Origin of the sequence: Planococcus chinensis, from assembly GCF_042681545.1 — a bacterium.
GTDB classification, from domain to species: domain Bacteria; phylum Bacillota; class Bacilli; order Bacillales_A; family Planococcaceae; genus Planococcus; species Planococcus chinensis.
On record NZ_JBHUFW010000002.1, the window covers coordinates 229,926 to 246,127 of the forward strand.

The 16,202-nt window shown below is 46.1% G+C and carries 17 protein-coding genes and 1 riboswitch; of the genes, 15 read left to right on the forward strand and 2 right to left on the reverse strand.

What is annotated here, in order from left to right; translation table 11 throughout:
* Positions 1–348: 348 nt before the first annotated feature.
* A riboswitch (purine riboswitch) is annotated at positions 349–450 on the forward strand.
* 235 nt (positions 451–685) lie between these two features.
* The 8 genes from ACFSDB_RS01070 (at position 686) to ACFSDB_RS01105 (ending at position 6,213) form a co-directional block, all read left to right on the forward strand.
* Positions 686–1,621: a nucleoside hydrolase gene (locus ACFSDB_RS01070; protein WP_204891490.1), complete on the forward strand. Its 936-nt coding sequence runs from the start codon at positions 686–688 to the stop codon at positions 1,619–1,621.
* Between the two features lie 51 nt (positions 1,622–1,672).
* Positions 1,673–2,935 carry a nucleoside permease gene (locus ACFSDB_RS01075; protein WP_204891489.1) on the forward strand — a complete coding sequence of 421 codons (1,263 nt, stop codon included), beginning with the start codon at positions 1,673–1,675 and terminating at the stop codon, positions 2,933–2,935.
* A 345-nt stretch (positions 2,936–3,280) separates the two neighbouring features.
* The gene (locus tag ACFSDB_RS01080) at positions 3,281–4,135 is read left to right on the forward strand and encodes a neutral zinc metallopeptidase (RefSeq protein WP_204891488.1); all 855 of its coding nucleotides are present in this window, start codon (positions 3,281–3,283) and stop codon (positions 4,133–4,135) included.
* A 192-nt stretch (positions 4,136–4,327) separates the two neighbouring features.
* Entirely contained in the window at positions 4,328–4,771 is a 444-nt protein-coding gene (locus tag ACFSDB_RS01085; RefSeq protein ID WP_204891487.1) for a DUF4357 domain-containing protein, read from the forward strand.
* A gap of 238 nt (positions 4,772–5,009) precedes the next feature.
* Positions 5,010–5,246: a glutaredoxin family protein gene (locus ACFSDB_RS01090; protein WP_204891486.1), complete on the forward strand. Its 237-nt coding sequence runs from the start codon at positions 5,010–5,012 to the stop codon at positions 5,244–5,246.
* 12 nt (positions 5,247–5,258) lie between these two features.
* Entirely contained in the window at positions 5,259–5,519 is a 261-nt protein-coding gene (locus ACFSDB_RS01095; protein ID WP_204891485.1) for a metal-sensing transcriptional repressor, read from the forward strand.
* A gap of 29 nt (positions 5,520–5,548) precedes the next feature.
* Complete coding sequence (locus tag ACFSDB_RS01100; protein ID WP_204891484.1) at positions 5,549–5,848, forward strand: rhodanese-like domain-containing protein; 300 nt, start codon at positions 5,549–5,551, stop codon at positions 5,846–5,848.
* Complete coding sequence (locus ACFSDB_RS01105; RefSeq protein WP_204891483.1) at positions 5,845–6,213, forward strand: rhodanese-like domain-containing protein; 369 nt, start codon at positions 5,845–5,847, stop codon at positions 6,211–6,213. The genes ACFSDB_RS01100 and ACFSDB_RS01105 overlap by 4 nt, the downstream gene beginning before the upstream one ends.
* A 210-nt stretch (positions 6,214–6,423) precedes the next feature.
* Here the strand turns inward: ACFSDB_RS01105 and ACFSDB_RS01110 are convergent, their stop codons facing one another.
* Positions 6,424–7,023 carry a TetR/AcrR family transcriptional regulator gene (locus tag ACFSDB_RS01110; protein WP_204891482.1) on the reverse strand — a complete coding sequence of 200 codons (600 nt, stop codon included), beginning with the start codon at positions 7,021–7,023 and terminating at the stop codon, positions 6,424–6,426.
* Positions 7,024–7,194: 171 nt separating this feature from the next.
* Between ACFSDB_RS01110 and ACFSDB_RS01115 the strand changes: the two genes are divergently transcribed.
* Positions 7,195–7,965, forward strand: coding sequence for an SDR family NAD(P)-dependent oxidoreductase (locus ACFSDB_RS01115; protein WP_204891481.1), 771 nt, complete (start codon positions 7,195–7,197; stop codon positions 7,963–7,965).
* Positions 7,966–8,025: 60 nt separating this feature from the next.
* On the opposite strand, the gene ACFSDB_RS01120 is transcribed toward ACFSDB_RS01115, so the two are convergent.
* Positions 8,026–8,610, reverse strand: coding sequence for a TetR/AcrR family transcriptional regulator (locus ACFSDB_RS01120; protein WP_204891480.1), 585 nt, complete (start codon positions 8,608–8,610; stop codon positions 8,026–8,028).
* Between the two features lie 145 nt (positions 8,611–8,755).
* Between ACFSDB_RS01120 and ACFSDB_RS01125 the strand changes: the two genes are divergently transcribed.
* The 6 genes from ACFSDB_RS01125 (at position 8,756) to ACFSDB_RS01150 (ending at position 16,196) form a co-directional block, all read left to right on the forward strand.
* Positions 8,756–9,490 (forward strand): glucose 1-dehydrogenase, encoded by a 735-nt coding sequence (locus tag ACFSDB_RS01125; protein WP_204891479.1) that lies wholly within the window; start codon positions 8,756–8,758, stop codon positions 9,488–9,490.
* A 537-nt stretch (positions 9,491–10,027) separates the two neighbouring features.
* A complete protein-coding gene (locus ACFSDB_RS01130; protein WP_204891478.1) occupies positions 10,028–11,500 on the forward strand; it encodes a sensor histidine kinase in 1,473 nt (490 codons plus the stop codon).
* Between the two features lie 4 nt (positions 11,501–11,504).
* The gene (locus tag ACFSDB_RS01135; RefSeq protein WP_204891477.1) at positions 11,505–13,052 is read left to right on the forward strand and encodes a response regulator transcription factor; all 1,548 of its coding nucleotides are present in this window, start codon (positions 11,505–11,507) and stop codon (positions 13,050–13,052) included.
* A gap of 196 nt (positions 13,053–13,248) precedes the next feature.
* Entirely contained in the window at positions 13,249–14,310 is a 1,062-nt protein-coding gene (locus ACFSDB_RS01140) for a TRAP transporter substrate-binding protein (protein ID WP_204891476.1), read from the forward strand.
* A gap of 126 nt (positions 14,311–14,436) precedes the next feature.
* Positions 14,437–14,901, forward strand: coding sequence for a TRAP transporter small permease (locus ACFSDB_RS01145; RefSeq protein WP_204891475.1), 465 nt, complete (start codon positions 14,437–14,439; stop codon positions 14,899–14,901).
* On the forward strand, positions 14,898–16,196 hold the full coding sequence (locus tag ACFSDB_RS01150) for a TRAP transporter large permease (RefSeq protein WP_377338842.1): 1,299 nt from the start codon (positions 14,898–14,900) through the stop codon (positions 16,194–16,196). Before ACFSDB_RS01145 ends, ACFSDB_RS01150 begins: the two co-directional genes overlap by 4 nt.
* The last annotated feature ends 6 nt before the right edge of the window (positions 16,197–16,202 follow it).

The window sequence follows — 16,202 nt, forward strand, 5'->3', positions numbered from 1 at the left end:
GGCTCGAAGCTTGGAGGACGGAACAGGAAACCGCCTCTGCCCGAAATACCGAAGGACAATCTTCAATGGGCCGCAAAAATTTCCGGATCATTGCATTGCCGCACCTGAAGAATCATTGATATCCAGTTTTAAGGCGTATAAAAGCAGCGGGGAAATGGCCGGGCTTTGCCAGCTGGCAATGAATGAAAAAGAAGAGATTTTTAATATATCCGTATATTTTAAAAAATAAGCGATTTTTAAATAAAAAATCTATGAAAACGCTTTAAAAAAACGAATGATAGTTATGAAAAAACTTTTAATGTTCGTGTTTAGGTTGACCTCTATAAAGATCCTTGCTATCATTAAACCGAATTTAAAATCGAATAATGTCGTATAAGATTGGGGATATGGCCCGATAGTTTCTACCAAGCCGCCGTAAAGGGTTTGACTACGAGGTAAGTGATAAATGGAGAGTGCGTTTGGTGCTTTCTTTTATTTATACGTGCTCTAGTCAATGCTCCGGTAGCCTCCGGAGCATTTTTTTATTTTAAAATGCTTTTATTTTTGTGAAAGTCGGTATGGCAGGGAACTTTTGATAACGAGAGGTTTGTGGCCGCATAGGGCATTATTCGAGGGGCTTAACAAGAAAAAGGTTGAGTGATGCAGGAACAATTTAAAATCATTCACCAAGAAGGGAACGGAAAAAATGAAAGAAAAAATTTACTTTAATCATGACGGCGGCGTGGATGACCTGGTTTCGCTGTTTTTATTGCTGAAAATGGACACAGTGGAGCTCACGGGCGTTTCCGTCATTCCGGCAGACTGTTATTTGGAACCGGCTATGTTTGCGAGCCGGAAAATTATTGACCGCTTTGGAACCGGCGGCCTGGACGTGGCTGAGTCAAATTCACGCCCTAAAAATCCTTTTCCGAAAGATTGGCGCATGCATGCGTTTTATGTCGATGCCTTGCCGATTTTAAACGAATCTGGAACAGTTAATGCGCCGGTGGCTGAACAGCCGGCACATCTCCATTTGGCTGAGACGGTTTTGGCAACGGAAGAAAAAACGACGTTATTGTTTACGGGGCCGCTTACGGATCTTGCGCGCGCATTGGACGCAGCGCCTGAAATCGAAGAGAAAATCGAACGGCTGGTCTGGATGGGGGGCACCTTCCGTGAAGCCGGAAATGTCCATGAACCTGAACATGACGGGACCGCGGAATGGAATGTGTTCTGGGATCCTGAGGCCGCTGCCCGTGTATGGGACAGCAACATTAAAATCGATCTGGTGGCGCTTGAAAGCACCAACCAAGTGCCGCTGACGTTGGACGTACGGGAACGCTGGGCGAAGGACCGCAAGTACATGGGCGTTGATTTTCTTGGGCAGTGCTATGCAATGGTGCCGCCGCTTGTCCACTTTTCAACGAACTCGACTTACTATTTATGGGATGTGCTGACCACCGCATTCGTCGGGAATCCAGATCTGGTAAAAGTACAGACCATAAACAGCATCGTTCACACAGACGGCCCGAGCCAAGGCCGTACAGTTGAAACCGCGGAAGGGCGGCCTGTGAATGTCGTTTATGACGTGAACCGCGACGCGTTCTTTGACTATATGACGGAACTGGCCAAAAAGGCTTAACGACTCGAAAAGTGCCTCGTGAACACGACTTAATATGAAAGAGGAAAAGAAATGACTATTAAATCTCGGCTCAAAATTATGATTTTTCTCCAGTTTTTCATCTGGGGAAGTTGGCTCGTGACCCTTGGCTCGTATATGATCAATACCTTAGATTTTTCCGGTGCCCAAGTTGGCGCGATTTATGGCGCATCTGGACTAGCATCTCTTATCATGCCAAGTCTGGTCGGGATTATCGCTGACCGGTGGGTCAAAGCGAACCGGTTGTATGGCATCTTCCACTTTATCGGTGCGATTTTCTTGCTTGGAGCCGCACAAGTTTCGGACCCGACCGTTATGTTTTGGGTCATGTTTTTTAACGCGGTATTTTTCGTGCCGACGATTTCATTATCTTATACCATTTCCTATATTGGGCTGGAAAAAGCAGGGCTTAATACGACAAAGGAATTTCCGGGCGTTCGTGTATATGGCACCGTCAGTTTCATTTTTGCCATGTGGCTCATCAGTTTGGGTGGCTTCGAGTTAAGCAATCTGCAGTTGTACATTGCCGCGGGGGCTGCCGTTTTACTGGCACTCTTTTCACTGGTTCTGCCTGATTGCCCGACATCAAATGATACCAATGACAAGTCATGGACAAGCCGGTTGGGGCTCGATGCATTTGTCCTGTTCAAACAAAAGAGAATGGCTGTCTTTTTCTTGTTTGCCATGCTGATCGGAGCTGCACTGCAGATCAATTTGGCTTTCGCTAACCCGTTTCTTCATGATTTTGCGCTGAATCCTGCTTATGAAGAAAGCCTGACGGTTAAATATCCATCGATTCTATTATCGATCGGACAGTTTGCAGAAGTCATATTCATTCTTGCCATCCCATTTTTCTTGCGTAAATTCGGGATCAAAACGGTCATGCTTTTGAGTATGGCGGCTTGGACATTGCGCTTTGTTCTATTAGGTTTTGGAGATCCGACTGGATTGGGGTTCATCTTATTGCTCCTATCGATGATCGTGTACGGTGTAGCGTTTGACTTCTTTAATATTTCCGGCTCGATGTTTGTCGATAAAGAAGTGGATCGCCGAATTCGCGGTAGTGCCCAGGGCTTGTTCATGACCATGGTGAACGGACTCGGAGCTTATTTGGGGGCTGTGATCAGCGGTCAAGTGGTGGATTATTTAACGGTGGACGGCATAAAAGACTGGCAGAGCATCTGGCTGGTTTTTGCGGCCTATACCCTCATTCTTGGAATCCTGTTTGCGGTAAGTTTTAAATCCAGAAAAAGCCCGGATACAGTGGAGCAGGCAAATACTGTACACTCTGTCTGATTTAGAGTGAAGGCATAGGCTATAACAAAAGCAGCGATTTCTCCGCAAAAAGAGAAATCGCTGCTTTTTTGACTTTCAATGGCCGGAATCGTCAGCCAGGAGAGGATAAATGGATTTCTCCAGCTGGCGAATTGGGTTAGTATTGTAAACAAGATAAATTTAACAGAATAATCAGATAAATATGGTATACTGGAAAGAAAATGGGTGCTGTTACATAGAAGCGTTTTCTCAGGCAAATAAGAAGCGGTATTGCGACTTTATTCAAATGCAGGCTACACACATTGGAGGTGGAAACTGAACGGGGAACAGGGCAAGGCCAATCCCAGGAAAGGAGAAGTTACCGTAATGAAATGGCCAGCAAACATCCTGTTGGCCGCGGTGCTGGTTTTAGTGCTGGGCGCATGCGGGCCGGAACAGGAAGCATCCACTGATGGAGATGCCGAAGAAGGAGCGGTTGAGGAAAGCACGGAATTGGAATTGGTCGAGCTGCCGAAGGCGCCTGCAGCTGGAGCCGGTGAAACCTTGGGCTACGGGTTTACGGCAGAGGAAAGCAGCGGGGCGATGACCAGTTTTTTGGAGCTCGCGATCAACGACGTCCACAGCATGTGGGCGGAGATGATGGTGCAGGGAGGCTACAGCATGCCGGTCGTCGACTATATCCTGACGTATGAAGGGGAAACGGAAGCGACGGGCTGCACCGCTTCCGGGGAGACGGGTCCCGGCGATGCCTTCTATTGCGCGGAGGAAGACCTGATCGTGTTTGTGAACGAGTTGGCGATGGAGATTTGGAGAAGCGCAGCGGAAGCGGACGGAGGTCCAGAAGCCGGCGCTAAAGCCGGGGATTTTGCGGTAGCGGCTGCGATGGCCCACCTCTATGCGCATTCACTCCAAGGCGAATGGGGCTGGCTGCCCGCCGAGGCGGAACAGGAAAGCCCCGTGCCTGCTAAAGAGATGGAACTGAACGCGGAATGCCTGACCGGAGTCTGGGCGCAGTCGGCGTACGGCAGTGACATGCTGGATACCGGTGCTGTGGAGCGGACGATGGAGACCTTGGCCGGCGCCGGCCAATTTGACGGAGCCGAAAACGAGGGGGAAGCAGCGCCGTCCGAGCGCGCAGCTGCGTTCATGGCCGGGTTCGACAGCGGCATGGTGAGCAGCTGTGATCCGTATCTGGAGGGCGAAGGTGCAACACAGAAATGAAGGAAGCCAACGCGCAAAAGAAACGAGCCTGCAGCGATGCAAGCTCGTTTTTCGTTGGCTTTTATTTCAACCTTTGCACTTTTCCGGTCACAAGCCTATCAATTATAAAAGGCGTCCCCTTTTCCGCCGTTTTTCCCTATCTATAAGATGACCGGTCAACACATCCGGATCACTCGGAAGGAAGGTGAAGAGATGGAAAAGGACTATTTTATCAAGAAGGTTCTGCATGAACGATACGGGGAGCTGTATCAGTTTTTAGAGGTGGACAAGAACACAGGAGAGGAGAAAAGCGTCAATCCGTTCAAAGCGGGATTGCTGAGGGGGGTATATCCGGAAGAAGGCCCTCCGCAGCTTTTCGTGAAATCAAAGCGCGGGGCGGATGCAAGAGGCTTTCACCGCGGGCAAGGGTTCGTGGTGCAGAAAGGCTCGAAATTCGCCGCGTCAGTGTCGGCGAAATGCCCGAAGAAGTATATCCGCCGCCGGGAAGAGCTGATGCTCGCCAAGCTGCTCGTGCCCTTGCATACCCAGCTGCTGGTGATGGAGGACATCGAGTTCGACAGCCCGATGGCCGCGCTGGGTGCAGCGATCGGCGGATGGGCACGGGCGGAGCACGGCTGGAAAGAGCAGGAGAGGTGAAGCACCGGGAGATTGGCGTGTTCCATGGGCAATGAAAATATCGCTTGCAGGCTGCATGTCCCCGGAGTTTCCGGTTACGGGCAGCCTATTTTTATGGATGCCGGCCGGTGTTTCTTGAAATCCGGATCCTTCGAAAATTATTTTTTATTCACGCAAGCACTTCGCTTGATATCTATATACCCCCTATGGTATATTTTATTTACCCACGGGGGCATATAAATTAGAGGAGGAAGCGAATATGTCAAACCAAGTTACAGTTTATACGACGAACACTTGCCCGTATTGCACAATGATGAAAAACTTCCTGGACCAGAACAATGTCGCGTACACGGAAGTGAATGTGCAGCGTGACCCGGTAGCGGCCAACCGCCTCGTGCAGGCGACCGGCCAGATGGGCGTGCCGCAGACGAACATCAACGGCCAATGGGTGCTCGGGTTCGACCCGAACCGTGCCGCTGACCTACTGAAAAACTAAGGGGTGAGGGGCATGCGGTATTCAAAATCGGTGAAGCATCGGATCGCCCGCGTGGATGGCCAGCTGGCCGGTGTTGTCCGCATGCTCGAAGGCGGCCGCGGCTGCGAGGACGTTGTCGCACAGCTCAGCGCCGTCACCCACGCGCTTGACCGCGCACTAGGTGTCATCGTCAGCGAGAACCTGGAGCGCTGCCTGCAGGAAAGCGGCGCGCCGGAAGACGAGATCGAGATCAAGGTCAAAAAAATGATCGAACTTTTGATGAAAACGGAATAAACACAAACCATTTAGGAGGAATTATCATTATGAAATCTATTACAACTCAGGAATTGCAATCATTATTGGAACAAGGCAAAGAAGTGAACATCATCGACGTGCGCGAAACGGCGGAAGTGGCAAGCGGGAAAATCCCGGGCGCTGTCAACATCCCGTTAGGCTTGGTCGAATTCAAAATGAACGAATTGGACAAATCGAAAGAATACTACATCAACTGCCGTTCCGGCGGACGCAGCAGCTCCGCGTGCCAGTTCCTGGACAACCAAGGCTTCAACGTGACCAATGTCGAAGGCGGCATGATGGCATGGGAAGGCGACGTCGAAGGATGAAAAAGCCATTATTCCTGGTGCTGGCAATCATCGGCGTCTTGCTGCTGTCGGCGTGCGGACAGGGTGCCGGCTACGAAACGATCGGGATTGATGAAGTGGCTGCCAAGCAGGAAGCGGGCTATACCGTGCTTGATGTCCGCGAACCTTATGAATTCGAGCAGGGGCATATCCCGGGAGCGGAAAACAAACCGCTTACCGCACTCCAAAGCGGGGATTTTGAAGGCCTGCAGGAAGATGCGAAATACGTCGTGATCTGCCAGTCGGGCAACCGTTCGAAACAGGCGAGCGACATCCTGCTTGAGGAGGGCTATGAATTCGTCAACGTCGACCAGGGCATGGGCTCTTGGGAAGGCGCCGTGGAGTGACGGGCATTTGAGATGGAGTAAAGGGCATCTTTTATTGTGCGGAAAAGTGAATCTCTTTCCTATTGGAAGTTGTGGATAAGAGTAAAGAAGAGTGTGTTGACTTACCCACCTGTGGATAAGTGTTGTAAGGGAGAGTTATCCCCGATTCCAGGCTTTTTCATCCACATATGCACGAACCCGCCGGCAAACCGGCGGGTTTTTCATGTCCATTCACAATTTGCGCTTTTTCACTTTGAACACCGCTGTTGAGACGAGCATCAGTTCGACTACCTGCTTGGCCATATGGAGGGGCGGCTGCGGAAAGTCCTCTTCAATCCAGCGGATGATGAGGCCGGCGATGCCATGGGCTCTGTAGACATAAAGCCATTTCGGCTCAAGTGCACTTTCAGCCGGCAAGGCGTAGTCGTACTCCGTGATGAACAGTTCCTCAATGGCGCTCGCCATCCGGTGACGGAAATCAGCCTGGACGTGTGGGCTGAGCAGTATTTTGTAGAGCCGGGCCTGCTGGATGAAATAGGTGAACAACGAGATGTCTTCTGCTTTCATGTTGTGCAGATCAACAACGGTGTCCACCCGGTAAGGGTGCCTGATCTGGCGGATCATCTCTTCAAGAGTATCAGCGATGACTTCCTCCAGCAGCGCTTCTTTTGTCTTGAAATGTGCATAGAACGTCCCCCGGTTGTAATTGGCCGCTCCGACAATTTCGGAGACGGTGATATGCGGGAAGCTTTTCTGTTCGAGCAGCTCAAGAAATGCTTCTTTCAATGCGGCTTTCGAACGTTCAACGCGTTTATCGGGATAGGTTGCCATGGACATTCACCTCTCTTTCCAGTATCGGCAATGCAGGGCCGTTCTGCAACTTTTCCTGAACAGATCCACCCTTTTTGTCTAGTACTGAACAAAAGATGCAGGTGTGCGGATTGTTCTGAATTCGGCCGCGGCGTATCCTGAAGAGGAAGAACAAACAAGGAGGAATAGAACATGACATTTCCAATATTGGAGGACAAAGTGGCTATCGTGACAGGTGCCGCAATGGGCATGGGTGAAGCAACAGCGAAGCTGTTTGCTGAAGCGAAAGCGAAAGTGGTGATTGCCGATTTCAATGAAGAAAAAGGGCAAGCAGTCACGGACGAAATCAACCAAAGCGGCGGCACGGCGGCATTCGTCAAAGTCGACATTTCGAAATCCGAAGACGTTCAACAAATGGTGAAGTTTGCGGTCGATACATTCGGGAAACTGGACGTGGCGGTCAATAACGCAGCGCTAACACCGGACGACAAACCGGCGGCGGAATTCGATGAAGCTTATTGGGACCGTTTGATATCGGTCGATTTGACCGGAACTGCGCTGTGTCTGAAATATGAATTGCAGCAGATGCAGAAGCAAGGCAACGGCGGCTCGATCATCAACATTTCCTCGGTCAGCGGATTCCGTCCGCAGCCGAACAACATCGCATACGTAGCGGCGAAGCACGGCGTCGTCGGCATGACGAAAGTGGCAGCGATGGAAAACGGTCCGCTGAATATCCGGGTGAATTCCGTGGCGCCGGGCGCGATCGATACGCCGATGTTGCGCGGCGCGTTGGAGCAGTTCGGCCTCGATGCCGAAGAATATGCACCGCAACTGAGCCTGCTGAACCGTTTCGGCCAGCCGCGCGAAATCGCACAGGCGACACTTTGGCTCGCATCGGATGCGTCTTCGTACGTCACCGGCACCACAATCCATGCGGATGCTGGTTATACTTCACGTTAATTGAAAATGAATAGCCGCCAATCATGAGATTGGCGGTTTTTTTATGGGGTCATTTCCAACTCATTCTTCTATGACAACTGCGCCGCCGTACATCCGGCCATGCAGTTCGGCCAGCTTTTCCGCCATGGCGCGGGGCGATTCGCGGAAATCCTCCTTGACCCAGTGGATGAAAAAGCCGAGGCTGCCGTAGACCATGAAGTAATTGAGCGCGGGGATCTCGATGGTGCTCGATTCTTCGAGACGCAATTCGTTCGCGGAGATCTCGACCAGGCTTTCGCAGAACTGGTTTTGCGAGCCCAGCAGTACTTCGCCGCGGATGATGAGTGCGGAGAGGAACTGGTTCCGGTAAAGGAATTCGAAGATCGGCAAGTGGCGCTCGACGTCGGTGGAAGCGAAGCGCTCGCGGTTTTCGAAGCTCTTGCGGAAATCAGCCTGCAGTTCCTGCAGGTAATCGGCAACGATGGCGGAAAGCAGCGCATTCAAGTCGGTGAAATGCGAATAGAACGTCACGCGGTTGCACTCGGCACGCTGGGTGACTTGGGTGACCGACAGCTCGTGCAGCGCTTTTTCCTGCAGCAGTGCGAGCAATGCTTCCTTCAGTTTTTTCTGGGTGCGCAGAATACGCCGGTCTTCGCTCATTGTCATGTGGGAGCCTCCTGGATTTCCGAAAAAGAACGGATCTATGAACTTATTATGACATCCATTCGAACGAGTAGACAAGTTCATCATTTATCTGTAAATTTACAGGTGTAGTTTATTTTAATTTGGAAATCCTGAGGAGGAATTTTACATGGCACGTTTGAAAGGGAAAACCGCCATCATCACCGGCGCAGCACAAGGCATGGGCGCCGCGCATGCGAAAAAGTTCATTGAAGAAGGCGCAAACGTCGTTCTGACCGATTTGAATGAAGAAAAAGGAGAGGCATTGGCAGCGGATCTCGGCGCAAACGCCCGGTTCATCAAGCACAACGTCACGAGCGCGGCCGGCTGGGAAGCAGTCGTGGCCGAGGCCGAAGCGGCATTCGGGCCCGTCGATGTGCTCGTCAACAACGCCGGCATCACAATGGCCAAATCGATTCTGTCGATGACAGAAGAGGAGTACCGCCGCATCGTCGACATCAACCAGGTGTCGGTGTTCCTGGGCATGAAAGCGGTCATCCCGTCAATGCAGAAAGCGGGCGGCGGCTCGATCGTCAACATCTCGTCGATGAACGGGCTCGTGGCCGGCGCAATCGGCTACACCGACACGAAATTCGCCGTGCGCGGCATGACGAAAGCTGCGGCGATCGAATGCGCGAACTACGGCATCCGCGTCAATTCCGTGCACCCGGGCGTCATCGCGACGCCGATGGTCGTGCAGGAAGACACGAAAGCAGCCGTCGAGGAATTCTCGAAGCACATCCCGCTGAAGCGCGTCGCCCAGTCGGAGGAAGTATCGAACATGGTGCTGTTCCTAGCATCGGACGAGGCGAGCTACTCGACCGGCTCGGAGTTTGTGGTGGATGGCGGAATGACAGCGCAGTAAAATTTTGGACACTTAAAAATTAATTCATTTGATATAGCTATGAAAAAAATATCTTCAGACAAAACCCACCGTATACCGGCGGGTTTTTTTACGATTTCTTATAAATATAAAATTAAGTTTTAATTTAAGCTCTGATTTTTTAAAAAATGCATGAACTATTTTCAGCAAATTAAGCTAAACTACTTAGCTTTTCTAAAACAAGACATACTTGGAGTTATATTCTGATTTTTTAAATAATTATAGATTTACTCCACTTATGTAAGGGATAATTAGACATGGAATCTAAAAGGACAAAAGTAGATTACATTATATTGTTAGGAAAATTATCCTCTTCCATTTATGTAATGGCATGAAGAACAGTCCTATTAAATCTCTGCACTTTTCCTAGCCATTTAAGGCGAAGTTACCAACATGGAATAGACAAAATCTATTCATCTTTTTTGCTATTTATCAATTTTAATAACAATAGCATCGCTACATCGTAAAGAAGTTTCTAACACCGTAAAAGTGACATGACTGGAAAGAAGGGATTGTAATATGGGAAAAAACAAGTCAATTAAATTTAGGCTATTACTGATTTTAGTCATTCTGTCTTCCGTATTCTTGGCTGGGAATTGGGTATCTAATAATGCAAACAATGACATTAGACATGAATACAATCTTTATTTAGATAAAAACACCAAATTAAGTACACTTCCTGTACTAATTAATGAACTGGCGACTAACTTTGATATTTTAACAAGAAACAGAGGAAAAGAAACAATTGCGCAGATTCGTTTGTTAAACGGAGAAGTTTCTTCTATTTTGGATTCGATTGAGCCGACAATAAAAAACGATAGGGAAAGTCTAATGTACTTTAGAGCTTTATCCAATATGCACACATATCAGCAAGAAAAGGTGAAAAACATAATATTGGTTCAGCAATACGACAGTGAAAGCTACAAAGACGTGGTGTATATCAAGAGCTTATACAACTATATGAATAGCTCTTCACAGTCTTTAATGATGTCATATCAGCAATTCAGCAGCAAAAATTATGCACAAGCCATGGAGGAAATCAGGAAAGAAGAAGTAAGCATCAATTCCATGCTCGTTCTTTTCGGTTTCTTTAGCATGATCTTTGCATTCATGATTTCGAAGGATATTTTCAAGACGTTGAAGGAGTTGTCTACAAATGCAAAGCTATTGGCTAACGGAGAATGGCATATGCCTGATATTCCGCAAATCTATTATAAAGAACTGGATCATGTAGCAAACGCCTTTAACAAAATGAAAGAGGATATCAATATTTACATTACGGAAGTGAATAAAAAAGCTGAAGTTGAACTTCAACTTCAAAAGCAGAGCTTGTTGACCATTGAGAAGGAGAAACTATTAAAGGAATCGCAATTGCTGAATCTGCAAATGCAGATGAATCCGCATTTTTTGTTTAATACGTTGAACATGGTGGGGAGAACTGCCATGTTGGAGGATAATCAGTCCACTATCAAATTAATAGAATCGATTTCTGTCATGTTGCGCTTCAATTTGGAGAACGAAGGGAAGATGGTTCCGCTAGAAGATGAATTGAACGCTTTGCAGGCTTATATTTTCATACAAGGTATGCGTTTTCAAGAAAGGATTACGATCTGTTTGAACAATGAAATGGATATGGAACCATTTCTGATTCCTCCTTTAAGTCTTCAGCCGATTGTAGAAAACTGTCTGATACATGGCCTCTACGATATTAAATCAGGGGGAGAAGTGAATATCAGAATAAGTGGGAAAGAAGATGCCGCTGAAATTACCATTCGAGACAACGGGAAAGGGATAGATAAAGAGAGATTGAACTGGATATTGAACTCTGAGGAAGAGGAACAGTTGCCAAAGGAGAAGAAAAAAAGCATCGGCCTAGCCAATGTGAAAAAAAGATTGGAGCTTACTTTTAATCAGGAAGACCTTATGCAGATCAAGAGTACGTTAAACGAAGGAACAACCGTACAAATCAAATTACCAAGGAAAGTGAGATGATCCCATGCTGCAACTGATGATCGCAGAAGATGAAGTCATTGAAAGAAAGTCCATCAATTTTATTTTAAAGAAGTATTTTAGTGAGAAAATAGATATCGTCGGCGAAGCATCAAACGGAGCCGAAGCTGTGGAGAAAGCTCTGGAAATACGGCCAGATATTATACTAATGGATATCAACATGCCGGAGATGGACGGTCTGACGGCCTCGGCGGAAGTGAAAAAAGAGTTTCCGGAATGCGAAATTATTATTTTAACGGCATATGGCCAATTTGATTATGCAAAGAAATCGATTGAGATTGGCATTACTGATTATTTGGTCAAACCATATTCCAATGAGGATTTCTGCAAGTCATTGGAAAGAATCATTCTTAAAGTGAACCAAAAGAAAAATGAAAGCAGCCATGTAAACTCATTGAAAAAGCGGACAGAGCGAATGTCTCTATTTATCGAAAGAGAAATGATTATGGAAATGGTGCACTCAAGAGAGATTTCGATGGACAAAGTGCTGCAGCTTAAAGAGTTTTTGGAAATTCAGGATGAAAAATTCAAATGCTTAATTTACCGGTCAACGTTGGAAGGGAAATTCAGCGACTCCGTTTTATCAAAAGTCATAACAAATTATAAAGAAATAACTCCCCACATCATCTGCTTTTCATTTTTCAGTGAATTCGTCCTTTTTTTATTTTCCAATGACATAGAACAAAGAACGACAAGCCCGGTTTTTAAAGAACTTCATAACAGAGTGCAAGAAGACCTGAAACAAGTGGATTCTTTGCCGACCTTACTGGGAGAAAGTGCAGTCTATCAGGATTTAGGAAACATCAATGATTCTTACAAAGAGGCAAAAAAACAATTTCATCGCAATCTATCCCTGTTAAGCCAAGAACTGAATATTAAAAGGCCAAATTTGTATAAGCAAGAGAATGTGCTTTGCGAAAAAATAATGAACACAGAGATCAATGAATCTATGTCGCTTTTAAAAGAGATACTCCTGGAGATTAAAAGCAAAGGAGAACTCAGACAAGTCAAAAGCTATGCGCAGCAACTATGTATATTAATCGAAAGGCGGGTTATCCAGTTTTACGAGGGGAACTTCAAGTTAAAAAATGTTGAAAATGTTCTGGAAGAAATTGAGCAGATTGAAGGAATCAAAGAGCTGGAGTTTTATTTGGAAGAAATTGTGATGGATATTATTATTTATATTGAAGGGCAACGTCAAGACCAGCCCAATCGCATGACGGAGAAAGTTAAGCAGTATTTAAAAGAGAACTATAAGAACTATGATATTTCTCTTAATCAGATGGCTGACCATATGGGAGTTAGTTCGTTTTATCTCAGCCGTTCATTTAAAAAACAAGAAGGCATGTCGTTCAAGGAATTCCTTACAAAAACAAGAATGGGAGAAGCTATCCGCCATATGGAAGAGGGCAAGAAAACCATTCAGGATATCGCGCTGGAAGCAGGCTTTACAGACCCGAACTATTTTAGCAAAGCTTTTAGAAAATACACAGGGCTCTCCCCCAGAGAATATATGCAAAACCTTAAAAAATAAAACTAGGACAAAAAATTGCAGGTATGGCAACTTATCACCATAGTTATCAGAATATTCTGGTGATATCCTTTAGACAGAAACTAAAAGGGGGAGAGGCAATGCAAAACAGGTATGTAAGCGTTAACATTCCCGGAAGACAATGGATTAGAGAAAAAATATTTAGCATGTACAAATCCATGGAAGGGGAGATGCAGGGATGAGTAAAAAATTAAAAATTATTCTAACGCTTTTTGTCATGATGACGGTTCTTGTTTTGACTGCTTGTGGAGGAGCTACCAACGAAACGGCCAGTACATCCGCTGGAGGAGATTCGGAAAACAAAGCGGACGCAGCAGAAGCGCAAGAAAAGGTGGTTCTTAAATTTGGAGAACTCAACCCCGATACTCATATCGTCACAAAATCGATTTACGAATTTGGTCGACTGATTGATGAAAAAACGGATGGTCGCATTACGGTTGAAGTCTTTCCTTCAGGACAATTGGGAGATCAGCAAACAATGATCCAATCATTGCAAATGGGTGCTTTGGATTTGTACAGAACGAATCCTTCCTACTTGTCGGATTTGGGGATGGCGAAGATGAATGTGCTGCATCTGCCATTTCTTTTCAGAGATGTGGACCATGCGTGGAACGTCATCGATTCACCGATTGGCCAGGAATTCCTGGATGTTATCAATGACTCAGGGCAACAAATGGTCGGTTTGGGTTATTTAGCGGAAAGTCCACGTAACTTTTTCTTCCGTGATCAGCCGGTTACTAAACTTGAAGACATGAAAGGGCTGAAGCTACGCGTTCCGCCTAGCCAGATGTATCTTGATATTGTTGAATCGTTTGGTGCAAGCCCGACACCGATTGCTTTCTCGGAGCTATACAGCGCCTTGCAGACCGGAATCGTCGATGGAGCTGAGCAGCCGATCGCTGGATATGATGCCAATAATTATCAGGAAGTTGCGCCTTACTACACGATGAATGGCCATGAACTTGCACCAAGCGTCATTCTGGTTTCCGAGCTAACTTGGAATTCTTTGAGCGAAGAAGATCAGAAATTGATGAAAGAAACGATGAAAGAAACGGAAGACTTCATGCACAAACTAGGAAAAGAGGAAGATGAGAAATCCCTGAAGGCTATGGAAGAAGCTGGAGTGACGATTTCCGAATTGGAAGACCGTGAAAAATGGGTGGAAGTTGTAAAACCGCTATATGAAAAATACGGTGCTGAATATTTGGACGTCATCGAAGAAATCCAAGCAACTCAATAATGTATATGAATAAGTCGATTTCATGATACTTCACGATCTAGGGATGAAATCAGTAGAGAGGAATTTTCCTAGATGATATATCGAGGGAAATTCCTTTTCATATTGACAGGAAAGGCGGGAGAGTCAATGCCTAATTTAAAAAGAATATATGACGGATTTTTCTCGATCATTTTAACTTTATGTAAAATCATGCTTGCTCTGCAGGTTGTCATCACCTCTTACATTGTATTTGGAAGATATGTTTTAAACAGTACGCCTCCATGGGGAGAACCAGCAATTCTTATGTTGATGGTTTGGTTTTCACTTCTAAGCAGCGCACTGGCTTTTAAAGACAACACTCATATCAGAATGAGCGTCATTGACTTGATATTGCCTCGCAGAGGTTTAAGGGTTTTTCAAAGAATGTACTATCTTCTTACGTTAGTCTTTGCCTTGTTCATGATTAAAGCGGGTTATGAATTGATTCAATTGACATCTAACAGTCTGATTCCAGGATTGAAAATTTCTTCTGCTTGGCTCTATTCATCCGTCATGGTAACAGGAGTTTGTATATTAGTAGTCTTATTTGGGAAAGCGAGGAGAGTAGCATGATTACAGATCCAATAGCAGTCACTATCCTTCTGGGAACCTTCATTGTGCTGATTGTCTTGGGCTTTCACATTGTTTTTGCAATTGGAATTGCCACGGTTGCTACTACCGTGTACATCGATATTCCATTGATGACAGTAGCTCAAAACATGGTTAAAGGAGTTAACGTCTATGCGTTAATGGCTGTTCCGTTTTTCATTATTGCCGGGGAAATAATGGGTTCCGGAGGGATTTCAAACCGCTTGATTGAATTCTCCAACTCGTTAGTAGGATGGGCCAGAGGCGGACTAGCACAAGTGAATATTGTGGCCAGTATGTTTTTTGGAGGGATTTCCGGGTCTTCTGCAGCAGACACTTCTTCAATCGGCTCTGTGTTAATCCCAATGATGAAAAAATCCGGATATGACTCGGAATTTTCGACATCGGTTACAATGACAAGCTCGGTTCAAGGGATCCTAATCCCGCCAAGCCACAATATGGTGCTTTTTGCACTAGTTGCAGGTGGCGTTTCAATAGGGGAATTGTTTTTGGCGGGATTAGTCCCAGGCGTTCTTCTGGGGTTGGCGCTGATGGTTTATGTATACATCCTGGCAGTTAAACGGAAGTATCCAGTTGGTGAAAAATTTAATCTGAAAGCCACGATTGCCTCTTTTTGGAAGTCAATTCTAGGGCTGGGTACGATTTTCATCGTAGTAGGCGGAGTTGTTTCTGGTGTTTTTACCGCTACTGAATCAGCAGCTATTGCAGTTGTTTATGCATTGATCATCACGTTTTTTGTCTACAGGGAAATTCCATTGAAAGAAATCAATGGAATTTTAGGAAGAAGCATCATGACCTTATCCATTGTCATGATTTTGGTCGGGGTATCCAGCGCTTTTGGCTGGTTGATTTCTTATCTCAAAATTCCTGCTTTCATTTCAATGAGCATTCTTGGTTTTTCGGATAGTAAGTTCATCGTCATGCTGATTGTGCTGGTTTTACTTTTGATACTCGGCATGTTCATGGACATGGCTTCACTGATCTTGATTATGACTCCAATTCTTTTGCCGATTGTTGTGCAAGTAGGAGTAGACCCCGTTCATTTCGGTGTCATTATGATCTTGGCACTAGGAGTCGGTTTAGTGACGCCGCCAGTAGGTTCGACCTTATTCATCGGCAGTGCCATCGGGAAAGTCAGTATCGAAAGATTATCGATTGCCATGCTGCCTTTTTACGGAGTAATGATAGTGACATTGCTAATTATCACGTTTATTCCCGATATTGTCCTGTTCTTGCCGAATTTATTAAGCGATAAGTAAAAAATG

Excerpts from the sequence above, each read along its gene's own strand:
- ACFSDB_RS01070 (WP_204891490.1), top strand. The coding sequence starts at position 686 with ATGAAAGAAAAAATTTACTTTAATCATGACGGCGGCGTGGATGACCTG.
- ACFSDB_RS01075 (WP_204891489.1), top strand. The coding sequence starts at position 1,673 with ATGACTATTAAATCTCGGCTCAAAATTATGATTTTTCTCCAGTTTTTC.
- ACFSDB_RS01080 (WP_204891488.1), top strand. The coding sequence starts at position 3,281 with ATGAAATGGCCAGCAAACATCCTGTTGGCCGCGGTGCTGGTTTTAGTG.
- ACFSDB_RS01085 (WP_204891487.1), top strand. The coding sequence starts at position 4,328 with ATGGAAAAGGACTATTTTATCAAGAAGGTTCTGCATGAACGATACGGG.
- ACFSDB_RS01090 (WP_204891486.1), top strand. The coding sequence starts at position 5,010 with ATGTCAAACCAAGTTACAGTTTATACGACGAACACTTGCCCGTATTGC.
- ACFSDB_RS01095 (WP_204891485.1), top strand. The coding sequence starts at position 5,259 with ATGCGGTATTCAAAATCGGTGAAGCATCGGATCGCCCGCGTGGATGGC.
- ACFSDB_RS01100 (WP_204891484.1), top strand. The coding sequence starts at position 5,549 with ATGAAATCTATTACAACTCAGGAATTGCAATCATTATTGGAACAAGGC.
- ACFSDB_RS01105 (WP_204891483.1), top strand. The coding sequence starts at position 5,845 with ATGAAAAAGCCATTATTCCTGGTGCTGGCAATCATCGGCGTCTTGCTG.
- ACFSDB_RS01110 (WP_204891482.1), bottom strand. The coding sequence starts at position 7,023 with ATGGCAACCTATCCCGATAAACGCGTTGAACGTTCGAAAGCCGCATTG.
- ACFSDB_RS01115 (WP_204891481.1), top strand. The coding sequence starts at position 7,195 with ATGACATTTCCAATATTGGAGGACAAAGTGGCTATCGTGACAGGTGCC.
- ACFSDB_RS01120 (WP_204891480.1), bottom strand. The coding sequence starts at position 8,610 with ATGACAATGAGCGAAGACCGGCGTATTCTGCGCACCCAGAAAAAACTG.
- ACFSDB_RS01125 (WP_204891479.1), top strand. The coding sequence starts at position 8,756 with ATGGCACGTTTGAAAGGGAAAACCGCCATCATCACCGGCGCAGCACAA.
- ACFSDB_RS01130 (WP_204891478.1), top strand. The coding sequence starts at position 10,028 with ATGGGAAAAAACAAGTCAATTAAATTTAGGCTATTACTGATTTTAGTC.
- ACFSDB_RS01135 (WP_204891477.1), top strand. The coding sequence starts at position 11,505 with ATGCTGCAACTGATGATCGCAGAAGATGAAGTCATTGAAAGAAAGTCC.
- ACFSDB_RS01140 (WP_204891476.1), top strand. The coding sequence starts at position 13,249 with ATGAGTAAAAAATTAAAAATTATTCTAACGCTTTTTGTCATGATGACG.
- ACFSDB_RS01145 (WP_204891475.1), top strand. The coding sequence starts at position 14,437 with ATGCCTAATTTAAAAAGAATATATGACGGATTTTTCTCGATCATTTTA.
- ACFSDB_RS01150 (WP_377338842.1), top strand. The coding sequence starts at position 14,898 with ATGATTACAGATCCAATAGCAGTCACTATCCTTCTGGGAACCTTCATT.